This is a genomic window from Peribacillus phoenicis (assembly GCF_047238085.1).
Taxonomy (GTDB): Bacteria; Bacillota; Bacilli; order Bacillales; family DSM-1321; genus Peribacillus.
This window is the reverse complement of the sequence record NZ_JBDFMF010000001.1, coordinates 3,532,759-3,546,554: the sequence shown is the minus strand read 5'-3', so window position 1 is coordinate 3,546,554 and position 13,796 is coordinate 3,532,759. Positions and strand designations below refer to the sequence as shown.

Here is a 13,796-nt window from a genome sequence, read left to right as displayed (position 1 = left end):
GTGATGGGAAAGTCGATAATAGAGAAAATATGGGATCGCCATATTGTAAATGAAGAGGAGAATAAACCGGATTTAATTTATATAGACCTTCAATATATTCATGAAGTGACCTCTCCGCAAGCATTTGAAGGATTGAGATTAAAAGGACGCACAGTCAGGAGACCCGACCGTACTTTCGCGACAATGGATCATAATGTGCCAACCGTTAATCGCTATTTCATCGAGGATGACATTGCAAGGAAACAACTAGAGGCGCTTGAGCAAAACTGTAAGGAGTTCGGTATCCGCCTTGCTGATTTAGACAGCCCGGATCAAGGTATCGTTCACGTTATCGGGCCGGAATTAGGGCTTACACAGCCAGGGATGACGATTGTCTGCGGAGACAGTCATACTTCCACACATGGTGCGTTTGGGTCGATTGCGTTTGGAATCGGTACGAGTGAGGTCGAGCATGTTTTGGCCACACAAACCCTATGGCAAACTAAACCGAAAACATTAAAGCTTGAAGTTAATGGCAAGCTTGGTCATGGTGTAATGGCGAAAGATGTCATTTTATATGTGATTTCTAAATTCGGCGTCAATTTCGGTACTGGACATATCATTGAGTATTGCGGGGAAGTTTTCCGGGATATGTCGATGGAAGAGAGAATGACGGTTTGCAATATGTCGATCGAAGGCGGGGCAAGAGCGGGGCTGGTAGCTCCCGATGAAACAACGTTCTCTTATTTGAAAGGTCGTAAATATTTGCCGAAAGGAGAAGAGTTCGAACGATGTGTTCAGGACTGGAAGACACTTTCCAGTGATGAGGATGCTGTTTATGACCAAGAAATCATTCTTGATGGCAGTTTGATTCCACCAATGGTGAGCTGGGGGACGAATCCTGGAATGGCTAGTGGCGTGGACGGTAAAGTGCCTACCTTCGCCGAAGATATCATGGATCCCAAGGAACTGAATCGAGCCATTGAGTATATGGGTCTTAAGGAAGGAATGCCGATCACGGAAATTCCCGTACAACATGTTTTCATAGGATCATGTACCAATTCACGCATTGAGGACTTACGGCAAGCTGCAGAAATGATTGAAGGCCAGACTGTTCAAAAAGGAGTTCGGGCGATGGTCGTTCCCGGTTCACAAAGCGTCAAAAGGCAAGCGGAAGATGAAGGGTTGGATGAAATTTTCAAATCTGCGGGCTTCGAATGGCGTGAATCGGGCTGCAGCATGTGCCTGAGCATGAATCCTGACGTGGTTCCGGCCGGTGAGCATTGTGCCTCCACAAGTAATCGGAACTTCGAAGGCAGGCAAGGCGCTGGAGCAAGAACGCACCTGGTCAGTCCGGCTATGGCTGCCGCGGCCGCCATTCATGGGAAATTTGTCGATATTAGGAATTTGAAAAGAACTGAACAAGTCCATTAAGAATACGAATTAACCGGAGGTGCATAGAATGGAACCAATTACTATATATAAAGGAAGAGCGGCGGCACTTGACCGTAAAAACGTGGATACGGACCAAATCATTCCAAAGCAATTTTTAAAACGGATTGAGCGAAGCGGATTTGGCGAATTTTTATTCTATAACTGGCGTTTTGATGAAAATGGAAAGAAGCGTCCTGATTTTGAATTGAATCAGCCTCATAATCAAAACACGTCCATTTTAATAGCAGGAGAAAATTTTGGCTGCGGTTCTTCACGTGAGCATGCCCCTTGGTCATTGAAAGACTACGGATTCGATATCATCATCGCTCCGTCTTATGCTGATATCTTTAAAAGTAATTGCATGAAAAATGGCATGGTCCCCATCGCTTTAACCCAGGCTGAAGTAAACTATTTAATGGAGAGAGTGTCCGCACCTGACTATGAGTTGACGATCGACCTTCCCAATCAGACATTGAATGATGGTCAAGGGTTTGAAACAAGCTTTGAAATTCATCCATATTGGAAGGAAATGCTCATCAAAGGCTGGGATGAAATTTCGATAACGCTTCAATATGATAAAGAGATTTCTGCCTATGAATCTCAAAAAAAGGCGGTTTCGAGTATTTAATAGAAGAAGACATATCCCGTTCTCCTTTCTTAATTTGAAAGGATGCGGGATTTTTTTATCTGGGAAAGAAAGGTGTTCATCCGCCCATATAAATTTTGTGTTTCCTGCTATTACATGCTAAACTGTTTTTCAAAAAGCGAACGGTGAGGCGGAAAATAGGATGGATAATGAGAATAACCAAAAGAAGGCCGGAGAAACCAAGATTATCGCCTTTCCAAATCTCGGTGAAAGGCTGATTGCAAAGGGATTGGATGAGCTTGGAAACAGAAACTTTAAAGCGGCTGCACAGCTTTTCAGCCAAGCCAGGGAGTATGAGCCCGAGAATGATGAAGTTTGCATGGGGCTAGTGGTCTCACTAGTCGAAATTGAGCGTTACAAGGAGTCAAAAGAGTTGTGTATAGAGATGCTGAATAAAGGCATAGGTGACTATTTTCAACTGATCAATATTTATTTGATGGTACTTCTGCAATTAGGCGAGCATCAGGAAATGGTCACGACGATCGAACTGCTATTTGAAGAAAGCCAAATTCCTTTTGATAAAGAGGAACATTTCGAAAAGATGCTTCAGTTCAGTAAAAGGGCCCTTGAGGATAAAAAAGAGGAGAAGGAAAGGCAAAATCAGCAGCTTTCAGAGGAATTGCAGGAGGATGAACTTTTTGAAGGGAAAACGGATAATGAAATGCTAATGGTCATTTCAAAACTCACGAATATCAATATTCGACCATTTATCCCTCAAATCGAAAAATTTCTACAAAAAGATGAAGGACACCCTTTCTTTAAAACGATGCTCCTTAACATCCTTATCGACCAGGAATATAACGAGGAAGTGACGTTGAGGAAATTCAATCAATCGAAGTCGGTCATACCAAGGGAATTGAAAAGTTTGAAGGAGACGGACTTCTATAAGAAGGTAACCGGACTGACCGAAGCGGAAATCAGTCAGGATAATCCGAGCTTATTTGAAATGGTCCATAGTTTGATTGAACGTCATTCTTTTTTATTGTTTCCTCTTGAACCCGGACCTGAAAGCTTGCCTGCATGGGCAGCTGCCTATCATGCCTTGGCGGAAGAATACATGACCGGGGAAGTTTTCGGTAGGGACTTAGCGGACCTGTACCAAGCTGATGAGGAAAGCATTACGGATATTCTTTCCTATATAAAAGAAATTGAAGAAATTTCTTATCCCATTATTTAAGCTATTGCTGTTGTAACAGATTAATCCTGTGGTATAATGTAGTGGTTGTAATGTATATTCGTCTAATTTTGACGATTTCCCCAATATTTTTTGGGTATATTTGAAGGATGACTTGTTAACACTTGCAAAGCATATTCATCCAATGCTTATTATTGAAGTATATAGATTTTTTGGAGGGAAACACATGTCTGTAAAATGGGAAAAACAAGAAGGTAATCAAGGCGTACTAACAATTGAAGTTGACGCTGCAAAAGTAAACGAAGGTTTAGACGCAGCTTTCAAAAAAGTAGTGAAACAAGTAAATGTACCTGGCTTCCGTAAAGGTAAAATGCCACGTCAAATGTTCGAAAAAAAATTCGGCGTAGAATCACTTTACCAAGATGCGCTTGATATCATTCTTCCAGATGCTTATGCAAATGCTGTCGAAGAAGCTGGAATTCAGCCTGTAGATCGTCCTGAAATCGACATCGAGAAAATGGAAAAAGGCGAAAACCTGATCTTCACTGCAACTGTAACAGTTAAGCCTGAAGTTAAATTGGGAGATTACAAAGGTGTTGAAGTTGAAAAATTCAATACTGAAGTAACTGACGAAGATGTTGAAAACGAATTGAAAACTTTACAAGAGCGTCAAGCTGAGCTTGTCGTTAAAGAAGAAGGACAAGTTGCTGAAGGCGATACAGTTGTTCTTGACTTTGAAGGATTCGTTGATGGTGAAGCATTCGAAGGTGGAGCTTCAGAAAACCATTCATTGGAAATCGGTTCAAACTCTTTCATTCCAGGATTTGAAGAGCAACTTGTCGGTCTTGAAACTGGTGCTGAAAAAGATATCGAAGTTACATTCCCTGAAGAATACCATGCTGCTGAACTTGCAGGTAAACCAGCAGTATTCAAAGTGAAAATTCATGAAATCAAAACAAAACAACTTCCTGAGTTGGATGATGAGTTCGCGAAAGATGTCGACGACGAAGTGGAAACTTTGGCTGAACTTAAAGAAAAAACAAAACATAAATTAGAGCATGACAAAAAACACGAAGAAGAAAACTTCATTCAAAACACTGTAATTGGTAAAGCTGTTGAAGGGGCAGAAATGGATGTTCCTGAAGCGATGATTTCAAATGAAGTTGACCGCATGATGAATGAGTTCTCTCAACGCATTCAATCTCAAGGTCTGAATTTGGAACTTTACTACCAATTCTCAGGTCAAGACGAAGAAGCTTTAAAAGCGCAAATGAAAGAAGAAGCTGAAGGACAAGTTCGTACGAGCCTAACTCTTGAAGCAATCGCTGAAGTTGAAAAACTTGAAGCGACTGACGAAGATGTAGAAGCTGAACTTGCACAAATGGCTACTATGTACAATATGGAAGTTGATGCGATCAAACAAGCTCTTGGAAACTTAGAAGGAATCAAAGGCGATCTTAAAATTAAGAAAGCAATTGACTTCTTGGTAGAAAACAGCAAAACAGTTGACGCAAAATAATTTTTATAAATAAGTAGATTTAAATATTTCCTTAAAAAAACAAGGCGCGAGTAATCGTGCCTTGTTTTATACATATTGAGAATTAGTGTAAATTTCAAATATCGGTAATTTCCTGATTGATTTTTTTTGGATTTCAGTGTAGATTAGTTCTAATACCGCATATACATATTTATACAGCAAATCCTGCTTTTAAAAATCCAAAGTTTTGGGCATACTGGTAAAGGGCAAATACATATTGATTGATTATTGTACTTATTTAACAACTCGGACGCGTGAGCATTTTTGTTACTAAACTTCCAAGAACATGATAAAATGCAAAACATACTAGGGATTTTGGAATGCTTAAGTAGATGTGTGCCTAGTTTTTTTCAATACGATTGGGTACCGCTATGTAATAGAGTTGGAAGAGTATTTAAAGGGGTGAACGTACATGTTTAAATTTAATGATGAAAAAGGACAGTTAAAATGTTCTTTTTGCGGTAAAACACAAGAACAAGTCCGTAAACTGGTTGCTGGTCCAGGTGTCTATATTTGTGACGAGTGTATAGAACTTTGTACGGAGATCGTCGAAGAAGAGCTGGGCACTGATGAAGAAGTAGAATTCAGGGATGTTCCTAAACCTATGGAAATCCGTGAAATTCTTGACGAATATGTGATTGGACAAGAACAGGCAAAGAAATCTTTGGCTGTCGCTGTTTACAACCATTATAAACGTATCAATTCCAATAGCAAAGTCGACGATGTGGAGCTTTCTAAAAGTAACATCGCCCTGATAGGACCGACGGGAAGCGGGAAAACCCTTCTTGCGCAAACATTGGCGCGATTACTGAATGTTCCTTTTGCGATTGCTGATGCCACTTCATTGACGGAAGCTGGATATGTTGGGGAAGATGTCGAAAACATCCTTCTAAAGCTGATCCAAGCCGCTGATTATGATGTGGAAAAAGCGGAAAAAGGCATCATTTATATTGATGAAATCGATAAAGTTGCCCGTAAATCAGAAAATCCTTCTATTACACGTGACGTGTCAGGTGAAGGTGTGCAACAAGCATTATTGAAAATCCTTGAAGGAACGGTTGCAAGCGTTCCGCCTCAAGGTGGACGTAAACATCCACATCAGGAATTCATCCAAATCGATACGACCAATATTTTGTTCATCTGCGGCGGTGCCTTTGATGGCATCGAACCGATCATCAAACGCCGTCTTGGTCAAAAAGTCATTGGTTTTGGCTCTGACGTGAAGAAGGATGATGTTGCAGAAAAAGAATTGCTTTCCAAAGTCCTTCCTGAAGACTTGCTTCGTTTCGGTTTAATTCCGGAATTCATCGGACGTCTTCCGGTAATTGCGACTCTTGAGCAATTGGATGAAGCTGCTTTGATCGAAATCCTGACAAAACCGAAAAATGCCCTTGTTAAACAATATCAAAAGTTGCTTGAGCTTGACGATGTTGAATTGGAATTCGAACAGGAAGCGCTAAGTGAAATTGCTAAAAAGGCAATTGAACGTAAAACTGGTGCACGTGGTCTGCGATCCATCATCGAAGGCATCATTCTTGAAGTGATGTTCGACCTGCCTTCACGTGATGATGTTGCAAAATGTGTAATCACAGGCAGCACGATTTCGAAAAACGAATCTCCAAAGCTCGTCCTTAAAGACGGTACAACCATCAAAGGACAAGAAAAGAAAACATCTGCTTGATTTATAAGGAATAGAAAGACTGCCAGTTCATCTGGCAGTCTTTTTTTATAGACCAAAGTTGATTGTAACGGAAGGTACGAGACTCCTGCGGGAATACGCGTCCAAGGGAGCCTCCGCAGGCGCAGAGCGCCGAGGAGGCTCCCGGACCGCCCGCGGAAAGCGAGTGCCCTACGTTCCAATCAACGTTAAAACCTCAAAATAGTAGGGTAAAACCAGTTAATTTCGAGTTGTTTACAGTCTGAGACTGCCAGTTCATCCCGGCAGTCTTTTTCTTTGTCTTTTTTTCAGATTGTTGTTATTTAGGATAAAAACGCCAAATTTTCAACACGAATTTCTTGGATAATTTCGCCCTTCCAAAGGAGATACTAACAGAAATGACAAACTAGGAGAGAGCAGGAGGGAATACGATGAATTGGACAGGATTGGCGTTGTTTATCCAGCTGTTTTTTGGGATTATTATTGGATTGTATTTTTTGAACTTATTGAAAGGCCAGCGGACACAAAAAGTTTCCATTGACCGAGATTCACGTAAGGAGATGGACCAATTACGGAAGATGAGATCGATTTCGTTAACAGAGCCATTGGCAGAGAAAGTCAGACCAAGCACATTTAATGAAATCATCGGTCAAGAAGATGGGATTAAATCTTTAAAAGCTGCTTTGTGCGGGCCGAATCCCCAGCATGTGATAATTTACGGTCCTCCAGGGGTAGGGAAAACGGCAGCTGCCAGACTTGTTTTGGAAGAGGCGAAGAAAAATGGCAAGTCCCCTTTTAAGAATTCAGCCGTTTTCGTTGAATTGGACGCCACCACAGCCAGGTTCGATGAACGGGGGATTGCCGATCCGCTTATTGGTTCTGTGCACGATCCAATCTATCAAGGAGCCGGGGCAATGGGACAGGCAGGCATTCCGCAGCCAAAGCAGGGTGCAGTCAGCAATGCTCATGGAGGCGTACTTTTCATAGATGAAATAGGGGAGCTTCATCCAATACAGATGAATAAACTGTTAAAGGTATTGGAGGATCGTAAGGTCTTTCTGGAAAGTGCTTATTATCAAGAGGAAAATCAAAATATTCCCACTCACATCCATGATATTTTTAAAAATGGACTGCCGGCTGACTTTCGATTGATTGGAGCCACAACTAGAACACCAAATGAAATCGCGCCTGCGATACGTTCAAGATGCATAGAAGTGTTTTTCCGTGAACTTGACCGGGAAGAAATAATCACCGTGGCTAAGAATGCTTCAGATAAAGTGGGGATCACCATCAGTGAAAAAGGCTTGCAGTCGATCTCGGATTATGCCCGGAATGGCAGGGAAGCTGTCAACATGATTCAGACTCTTTCTGGAATATCAATTAATGAAAACAGGACTTTTATCAGAGAAGAAGATATAGATTGGATGGCCCATAGCAGCCAGCTGACCCAAAGAATGGACAGGAAAATAGAAGCGAATTCTAAAATAGGTCTTGTCAACGGTCTTGCAGTTTATGGTCCCAACAGCGGGGCGTTGCTGGAAATCGAGGTTACGGTCATGGCCGCTACTGATGAAAAAGGATCGATAAACATTACTGGCATCGTTGAAGAAGAAAGTATCGGCGGCGGAAGCGGCAAATCGATTCGCCGCAAGAGCATGGCAAAAGGTTCAATTGAAAATGTCATTACGGTTTTGCGGTCGATGGGAGTGCCTGCCGATCAATTCGATATCCATGTGAACTTTCCGGGCGGAAGTCCAGTAGATGGCCCTTCTGCAGGAATTGCAATGGCCACAGGCATATACTCGGCCATATATAAAATCCCTGTTGATCACACAGTGGCGATGACTGGAGAAATAAGCATTCATGGCGGCGTTAAACCGATCGGCGGTGTCATTCCGAAAATCAAGGCAGCAAAACTGGCCGGGGCAAAGAAAGTAATCGTCCCAGCCGAAAACATGCAGCCACTTCTATCTGAAATCAAGGATATAGAAATCATTCCCGTTTCGAATGTGAAAGAAGTGCTGGATCAGGCACTGAAAAAAGAATTGATGTCGGAACAAATCCTCACAACCTTGGACCTATCAAAAAAAGAAAGTGTATAAAGGAAATGCCCCGGCTAAAAACAAGAACCGGGGCATTTTAAGGACCATATTAGCGTTCCGGACAAACCTGAAGTAAAAATAAACACGCATTCAGACGTGCTTTTTTATCTAATATTGGAGATAATAATAGCAGTCGAAACGTGTTAAGGTAAACGAATAGACACTTCTATATAAATAGGATAGAATTGTTAAAAGGTTGAGAACATGGGTAAATAGTTTACAACGACGATACTAATTAGATGGAGGTGTCAGGAAATGACTGATAAAGAAATCATCGTCCCCCTCCTGCCGCTTAGAGGACTGCTTGTATATCCAACGATGGTACTTCATTTAGATGTAGGCCGAGATAAATCGGTACAAGCCCTTGAGAAAGCAATGGTGGAAGACCATCTTATATTTTTGACGACACAACAAGATGTTTCGTTGGACGAACCAGGTGAAGAAGATTTATTTACAATGGGAACTTTAACAAAGGTAAAACAGATGCTGAAGCTTCCAAATGGTACAATCCGGGTGTTGGTGGAAGGGTTGAACCGCGCAGAAGTCATTGAATTTTACGATTATGAGACACATTATGGTGCCAAGATTAAAATATATGAAGACAGTGATGAAAAGGATGCTGAACATCAGGCATTAATGCGCACTCTACTGGATTATTTTGAACAATACATAAAAATGTCCAAGAAAATAACCGGTGAAACGTTTTCTTCCACTTCGGATATTGAAGAGCCTGGACGATTAGCGGATATAATCGCTTCCCATTTGCCTTTGAAATTGAAGGAGAAGCAAGAAGTGCTTGAGACCATTGATATGAAGGAGCGTTTAAGCCGAGTAATCGAGATCATCAATAACGAGAAAGAAGTTCTTTTTCTCGAGAAAAAGATCGGCCAGCGTGTTAAGCGTTCGATGGAACGGACTCAAAAGGAATATTATTTACGAGAACAAATGAAAGCGATCCAAAAGGAATTGGGAGATAAAGAAGGAAAAACAGGGGAAATTGAGGTTCTCAACGAAAAGATAGAAGAAGCGGAAATGCCTGAGCACATCAAAGAAACGGCACTAAAGGAATTGGACCGTTATGAAAAGGTTCCTTCCAGCTCGGCCGAAAGTTCTGTCATCCGCAATTATATCGAATGGTTGATCTCGCTTCCTTGGACCAAAGCGACCAAAGATGACTTGAATATTCATAAAGCCGAAAAAATCCTGAACCGGGACCATCATGGTTTGGAAAAGGTGAAGGAGCGGGTGCTTGAGTATCTGGCCGTCCAGCAATTGACCAATTCATTGAAAGGACCGATCCTTTGCTTGGTGGGACCGCCAGGGGTCGGGAAAACCAGCTTGGCCAAATCGATCGCTTCATCGCTGAATAGGAATTTCGTCCGTATATCTTTAGGTGGGGTGCGCGATGAATCAGAAATCCGCGGACATCGCCGTACATATGTAGGGGCGATGCCAGGAAGGATCATTCAAGGCATGAAAAAAGCTGGAACGATCAATCCAGTCTTTTTACTGGACGAAGTGGATAAGATGTCCAATGACTTTAGGGGAGATCCATCTGCAGCGATGCTGGAGGTGCTCGATCCAGAGCAAAATCATAATTTCAGTGATCATTATATTGAAGAAACTTACGATCTTTCCAAAGTCATGTTCGTGGCGACGGCGAATAATTTGGGATCGATTCCTGGCCCGCTTCGTGATCGTATGGAAATCATTTCGATTGCAGGTTATACTGAGATAGAGAAACTTCATATAGCCAAGGATCACTTGCTGCCTAGACAGCTGGAAAACCATGGTTTATTGAAGACACAACTGCAAATCCGTGAGGAAGCTCTTACAAAAATCATCCGTTATTACACTCGGGAGGCCGGTGTTCGAAGTTTGGAGCGACAGCTTGCAGGCATCTGTCGGAAGACTGCAAAAATCATCGTGTCCGGAGATAAAAAGCGGGTCGTCATATCAGAAAAGAATGTCGAGGAGTTTTTAGGGAAAACCATGTTCCATTATGGACAGGCGGAGGTCGAGAACCAAGTTGGTGTAGCTAATGGATTGGCATACACATCGGTAGGCGGCGATACGCTGCAAATCGAGGTTTCCTTATCACCAGGTAAAGGCAAGCTGATCCTGACAGGAAAGCTTGGCGATGTAATGAAAGAGTCGGCCCAGGCTGCTTTCAGTTATGTCCGTTCAAAAACCGAGAAACTTCAGATTGATGCGAACTTCCATGAAAAATATGATATTCATATTCATGTCCCTGAAGGTGCGGTCCCAAAAGATGGCCCTTCTGCAGGCATCACGATTGCAACAGCGTTAATATCGGCCCTTACAAATAGGCCGATCAGAAAAGAGGTAGGCATGACAGGCGAAATTACATTACGCGGACGGGTTCTTCCGATCGGCGGGCTTAAAGAAAAATCTTTAGCGGCCCATCGCGCAGGACTTACGAAAATCATCATTCCGCAAAATAACGAAAAGGATATTGATGATATCCCGGAAAGTGTCCGTAAAGCATTAACATTTGTTCCAGTTTCACACGTCGATGAAGTCCTTGAGCATGCATTGGTAGGTGTGAACGAATGAAAGTGACGAGTTCAGATATTGTCATCAGTGCTGTGAAACCTGAACAATATCCCAATACTCCAATACCGGAATTTGCCTTGGCAGGCCGTTCCAACGTTGGGAAATCCAGTTTCATCAACAAAATGATCAATCGAAAAAACTTGGCGCGCACATCCTCTAAACCGGGTAAGACGCAAACCTTGAATTTTTATATCATAAATGAAGCACTCCATTTTGTGGATGTACCGGGTTATGGTTATGCGAAAGTATCCAAGACTGAACGTGATGCTTGGGGAAAAATGATCGAAACGTACTTCACTTCCAGAGACCAGCTCCGCGCTGCGCTTCTGATTGTGGATTTGCGTCATCCGCCTACAAAGGATGATATCGCGATGTATGAATTCCTGAAGCATTATGATCTGCCCCGGATCGTCATTGCAACCAAAGCGGATAAGATTCCAAAAGGCAAATGGCAGAAACACTTGAAAATCACACGCCAAACGTTAAATATGGAAAAAGAAGATGAATTGCTTCTATTCTCTGGTGAAACAGGCGAAGGCAAGGAACAAGCCTGGGGCGTCCTTAAGAAATATATGTAAAAGAAAAGGGTATTCCGCATCTGGAATACCCTTTTTCATTATGGAATCGGCAACAATTCTCACTTTTTTCGAACCAAAAAATAAATGCCGATTGCCATCAACGCAAATGGCCAAAACCTTTCGATGTTCGCAGTACTTGTTTCAACAAGCCCAAAAGACGATGTGATTTGATCATAGAATAAGAAAGTGATCGAGATGAGAAGTATTACCATCCCGTGAAACATTCCAGAATTTGTTTTACGTGCCCGGAGAATAAATCCCAGCGAGATGATTAAAATAAAGATACCTATATTATCCGGCCAAATATCCAGATTCTCGACGATATGGAAGTGAGCCCCGAACCCCAGTAAGATGACGCCTGGCAGGATGGACTCATATTCATTACCGCTATATGCCTGAATCAGGAAGGCTGCACCGACTATACATAATAAAGTGGGCCAGCTGAAAAAGCCTGGAAAGATTTCGATTTGGGAATGTTCAAGAAAAAAATAGAGCCCGAAACCGATTAATACGATTCCTGGGAAAATGCGCTGCGTTTTCATTTTATCCTCCTATGCAATTCGATTACTTGAAGTTTTTTGCCATTTTTGATATGGTACTTTTGTACACAATGTCGAAATATGTATGTAACTTACCAATCCCGCTTAGACACCTTTTGTAGCATTTCGGGCGTTTCGGCTGTCTTTTCATGGTAGCATACGTTATTCATAAACTGTTCATATTATTTGCGTAAAACCATTTTAGTACATGGTATAATAAATTTACATGAAAAATTTTGGGGGTGCAAAACAAAAGGATGCATATTCTAGCGGTTGGTATAAATTACAAAACTGCCCCTGTAGAAATTCGGGAAAAACTATCGTTTAACGAAGCCGAACTTGCCGAGGCAATGAAAGCTCTTAAAAATAAAAAAAGCATCTTGGAAAATATTATTATTTCAACGTGTAACAGGACGGAAATTTATGCGGTCGGTGATCAGCTTCATACAAGCAGGTATTATATAAAGGAATTTCTTTCGGAATGGTTTAATATCGATAAAGAAGAATTTTCTAAATATCTGTTCATTTATGAAGGCGATGGGGCTGTCGAGCATTTATTTTCAGTTACCTGCGGCTTGAATTCCATGATACTGGGAGAAACTCAGATTTTGGGACAAGTACGTTCGAGCTATCTGTTAGGGCAGAAGGAAGATACGATCGGTACCGTTTTTAACCATCTCTTCAAGCAAGCCCTTACATTGGCTAAAAAAGCTCATTCGGAAACCGAAATCAATACAAATGCCGTTTCCGTCAGCTATGCGGCAGTCGAGCTTGCCAAGAAAATCTTTGGAGGCCTGAACGGCAAGAATGTCTTGATTCTTGGGGCCGGTAAGATGGGTGAGCTGGCCATTCAAAATCTGCATAGCAATGGTGCCGACAGCATTACAGTCATTAACCGCACCTTTCAGAAAGCGGTCGACCTGGCGGAGAGATTCAATGGTACGGCGAAACAGCTTCAAGAGCTGCAATGCGCTTTAGTGGAAGCCGATATCCTGATTACTTCCACTGGATCAAAAGATCTCCTTGTAACAAAAGAAATGATGTCATTCATCAATAAGCTTCGTAAAGGCCGTCCTATTTTCATGGTCGATATCGCAGTGCCGCGTGACCTCGATCCAACATTGGCTGAGCTGGAAAATGTCTTCTTGTATGATATTGACGATCTTGAAGGGATCGTGCAAGCCAATATCGAAGAACGTAAAATAGCTGCCGAGAAAATAGAATTGATGATCGAATCAGAAATCGTTGATTTCAATCAATGGATCAATTTACTTGGTGTGGTTCCCGTCATTTCTTCTTTAAGGGAAAAATCCCTATCAATACAAAAGGAAACGATGGAAAGCATCGAAAGAAAGCTTCCGCATTTGAGCGAACGTGACAAAAAAGTTCTGAACAAGCATACGAAAAGCATCATCAACCAAATGCTGAAAGATCCGATTCTTTATGCAAAAGAGCTGGCAGATGAGCCGAATGCAAAAGAGCAATTAAATAATTTCGTGAAAATCTTCCATTTAGAGGAATTGATTGAAGACCAGCTGGTTGCGGATGAAAAAGAACGGAACAGCTCCAAGTCATCCCTATTGAATCCAGTTCCTGTCCAGTAATGAGGTAG

10 protein-coding genes are annotated in these 13,796 nt (G+C 41.9%); 9 read left to right on the top strand and 1 reads right to left on the bottom strand.

Annotation, left to right across the window (positions count from 1 at the left end; translation table 11 throughout):
* Positions 1–3 precede the first annotated feature (3 nt).
* The 8 genes from leuC to yihA all read left to right on the top strand — a co-directional run bounded on the left by leuC (position 4) and on the right by yihA (position 11,645).
* Positions 4–1,413, top strand: a complete 1,410-nt coding sequence (leuC, locus tag ABC374_RS17375; RefSeq protein WP_413019149.1) for a 3-isopropylmalate dehydratase large subunit — start codon at positions 4–6, stop codon at positions 1,411–1,413.
* Between the two features lie 28 nt (positions 1,414–1,441).
* A complete protein-coding gene (leuD, locus tag ABC374_RS17370; protein ID WP_241593815.1) occupies positions 1,442–2,041 on the top strand; it encodes a 3-isopropylmalate dehydratase small subunit in 600 nt (199 codons plus the stop codon).
* A 160-nt stretch (positions 2,042–2,201) separates the two neighbouring features.
* On the top strand, positions 2,202–3,236 hold the full coding sequence (locus ABC374_RS17365; protein ID WP_413019146.1) for a tetratricopeptide repeat protein: 1,035 nt from the start codon (positions 2,202–2,204) through the stop codon (positions 3,234–3,236).
* Positions 3,237–3,420: 184 nt separating this feature from the next.
* Positions 3,421–4,713 (top strand): trigger factor, encoded by a 1,293-nt coding sequence (gene tig, locus ABC374_RS17360; protein WP_101222812.1) that lies wholly within the window; start codon positions 3,421–3,423, stop codon positions 4,711–4,713.
* A 430-nt stretch (positions 4,714–5,143) separates the two neighbouring features.
* Complete coding sequence (clpX, locus tag ABC374_RS17355; RefSeq protein WP_101222811.1) at positions 5,144–6,412, top strand: ATP-dependent protease ATP-binding subunit ClpX; 1,269 nt, start codon at positions 5,144–5,146, stop codon at positions 6,410–6,412.
* A 407-nt stretch (positions 6,413–6,819) separates the two neighbouring features.
* Positions 6,820–8,490, top strand: coding sequence for an ATP-dependent protease LonB (gene lonB / locus ABC374_RS17350; RefSeq protein ID WP_350299629.1), 1,671 nt, complete (start codon positions 6,820–6,822; stop codon positions 8,488–8,490).
* Between the two features lie 255 nt (positions 8,491–8,745).
* Positions 8,746–11,067, top strand: coding sequence for an endopeptidase La (gene lon / locus ABC374_RS17345; protein WP_137020107.1), 2,322 nt, complete (start codon positions 8,746–8,748; stop codon positions 11,065–11,067).
* Positions 11,064–11,645, top strand: coding sequence for a ribosome biogenesis GTP-binding protein YihA/YsxC (gene yihA, locus ABC374_RS17340; RefSeq protein WP_034308918.1), 582 nt, complete (start codon positions 11,064–11,066; stop codon positions 11,643–11,645). The genes lon and yihA overlap by 4 nt, the downstream gene beginning before the upstream one ends.
* A 59-nt stretch (positions 11,646–11,704) precedes the next feature.
* Here the strand turns inward: yihA and ABC374_RS17335 are convergent, their stop codons facing one another.
* Positions 11,705–12,187, bottom strand: a complete 483-nt coding sequence (locus ABC374_RS17335) for a LiaI-LiaF-like domain-containing protein (RefSeq protein ID WP_101222808.1) — start codon at positions 12,185–12,187, stop codon at positions 11,705–11,707.
* A gap of 254 nt (positions 12,188–12,441) precedes the next feature.
* Here ABC374_RS17335 and hemA point away from each other — a divergent pair, with 254 nt between their 5' ends.
* Positions 12,442–13,788, top strand: coding sequence for a glutamyl-tRNA reductase (gene hemA, locus ABC374_RS17330; protein ID WP_350299628.1), 1,347 nt, complete (start codon positions 12,442–12,444; stop codon positions 13,786–13,788).
* Positions 13,789–13,796: the final 8 nt, after the last annotated feature.

Bases quoted from the DNA above. Each gene is read 5' to 3' on its own strand.
- leuC (WP_413019149.1), top strand. From the start codon at position 4: ATGGGAAAGTCGATAATAGAGAAAATATGGGATCGCCATATTGTAAAT.
- leuD (WP_241593815.1), top strand. From the start codon at position 1,442: ATGGAACCAATTACTATATATAAAGGAAGAGCGGCGGCACTTGACCGT.
- ABC374_RS17365 (WP_413019146.1), top strand. From the start codon at position 2,202: ATGGATAATGAGAATAACCAAAAGAAGGCCGGAGAAACCAAGATTATC.
- tig (WP_101222812.1), top strand. From the start codon at position 3,421: ATGTCTGTAAAATGGGAAAAACAAGAAGGTAATCAAGGCGTACTAACA.
- clpX (WP_101222811.1), top strand. From the start codon at position 5,144: ATGTTTAAATTTAATGATGAAAAAGGACAGTTAAAATGTTCTTTTTGC.
- lonB (WP_350299629.1), top strand. From the start codon at position 6,820: ATGAATTGGACAGGATTGGCGTTGTTTATCCAGCTGTTTTTTGGGATT.
- lon (WP_137020107.1), top strand. From the start codon at position 8,746: ATGACTGATAAAGAAATCATCGTCCCCCTCCTGCCGCTTAGAGGACTG.
- yihA (WP_034308918.1), top strand. From the start codon at position 11,064: ATGAAAGTGACGAGTTCAGATATTGTCATCAGTGCTGTGAAACCTGAA.
- ABC374_RS17335 (WP_101222808.1), bottom strand. From the start codon at position 12,187: ATGAAAACGCAGCGCATTTTCCCAGGAATCGTATTAATCGGTTTCGGG.
- hemA (WP_350299628.1), top strand. From the start codon at position 12,442: ATGCATATTCTAGCGGTTGGTATAAATTACAAAACTGCCCCTGTAGAA.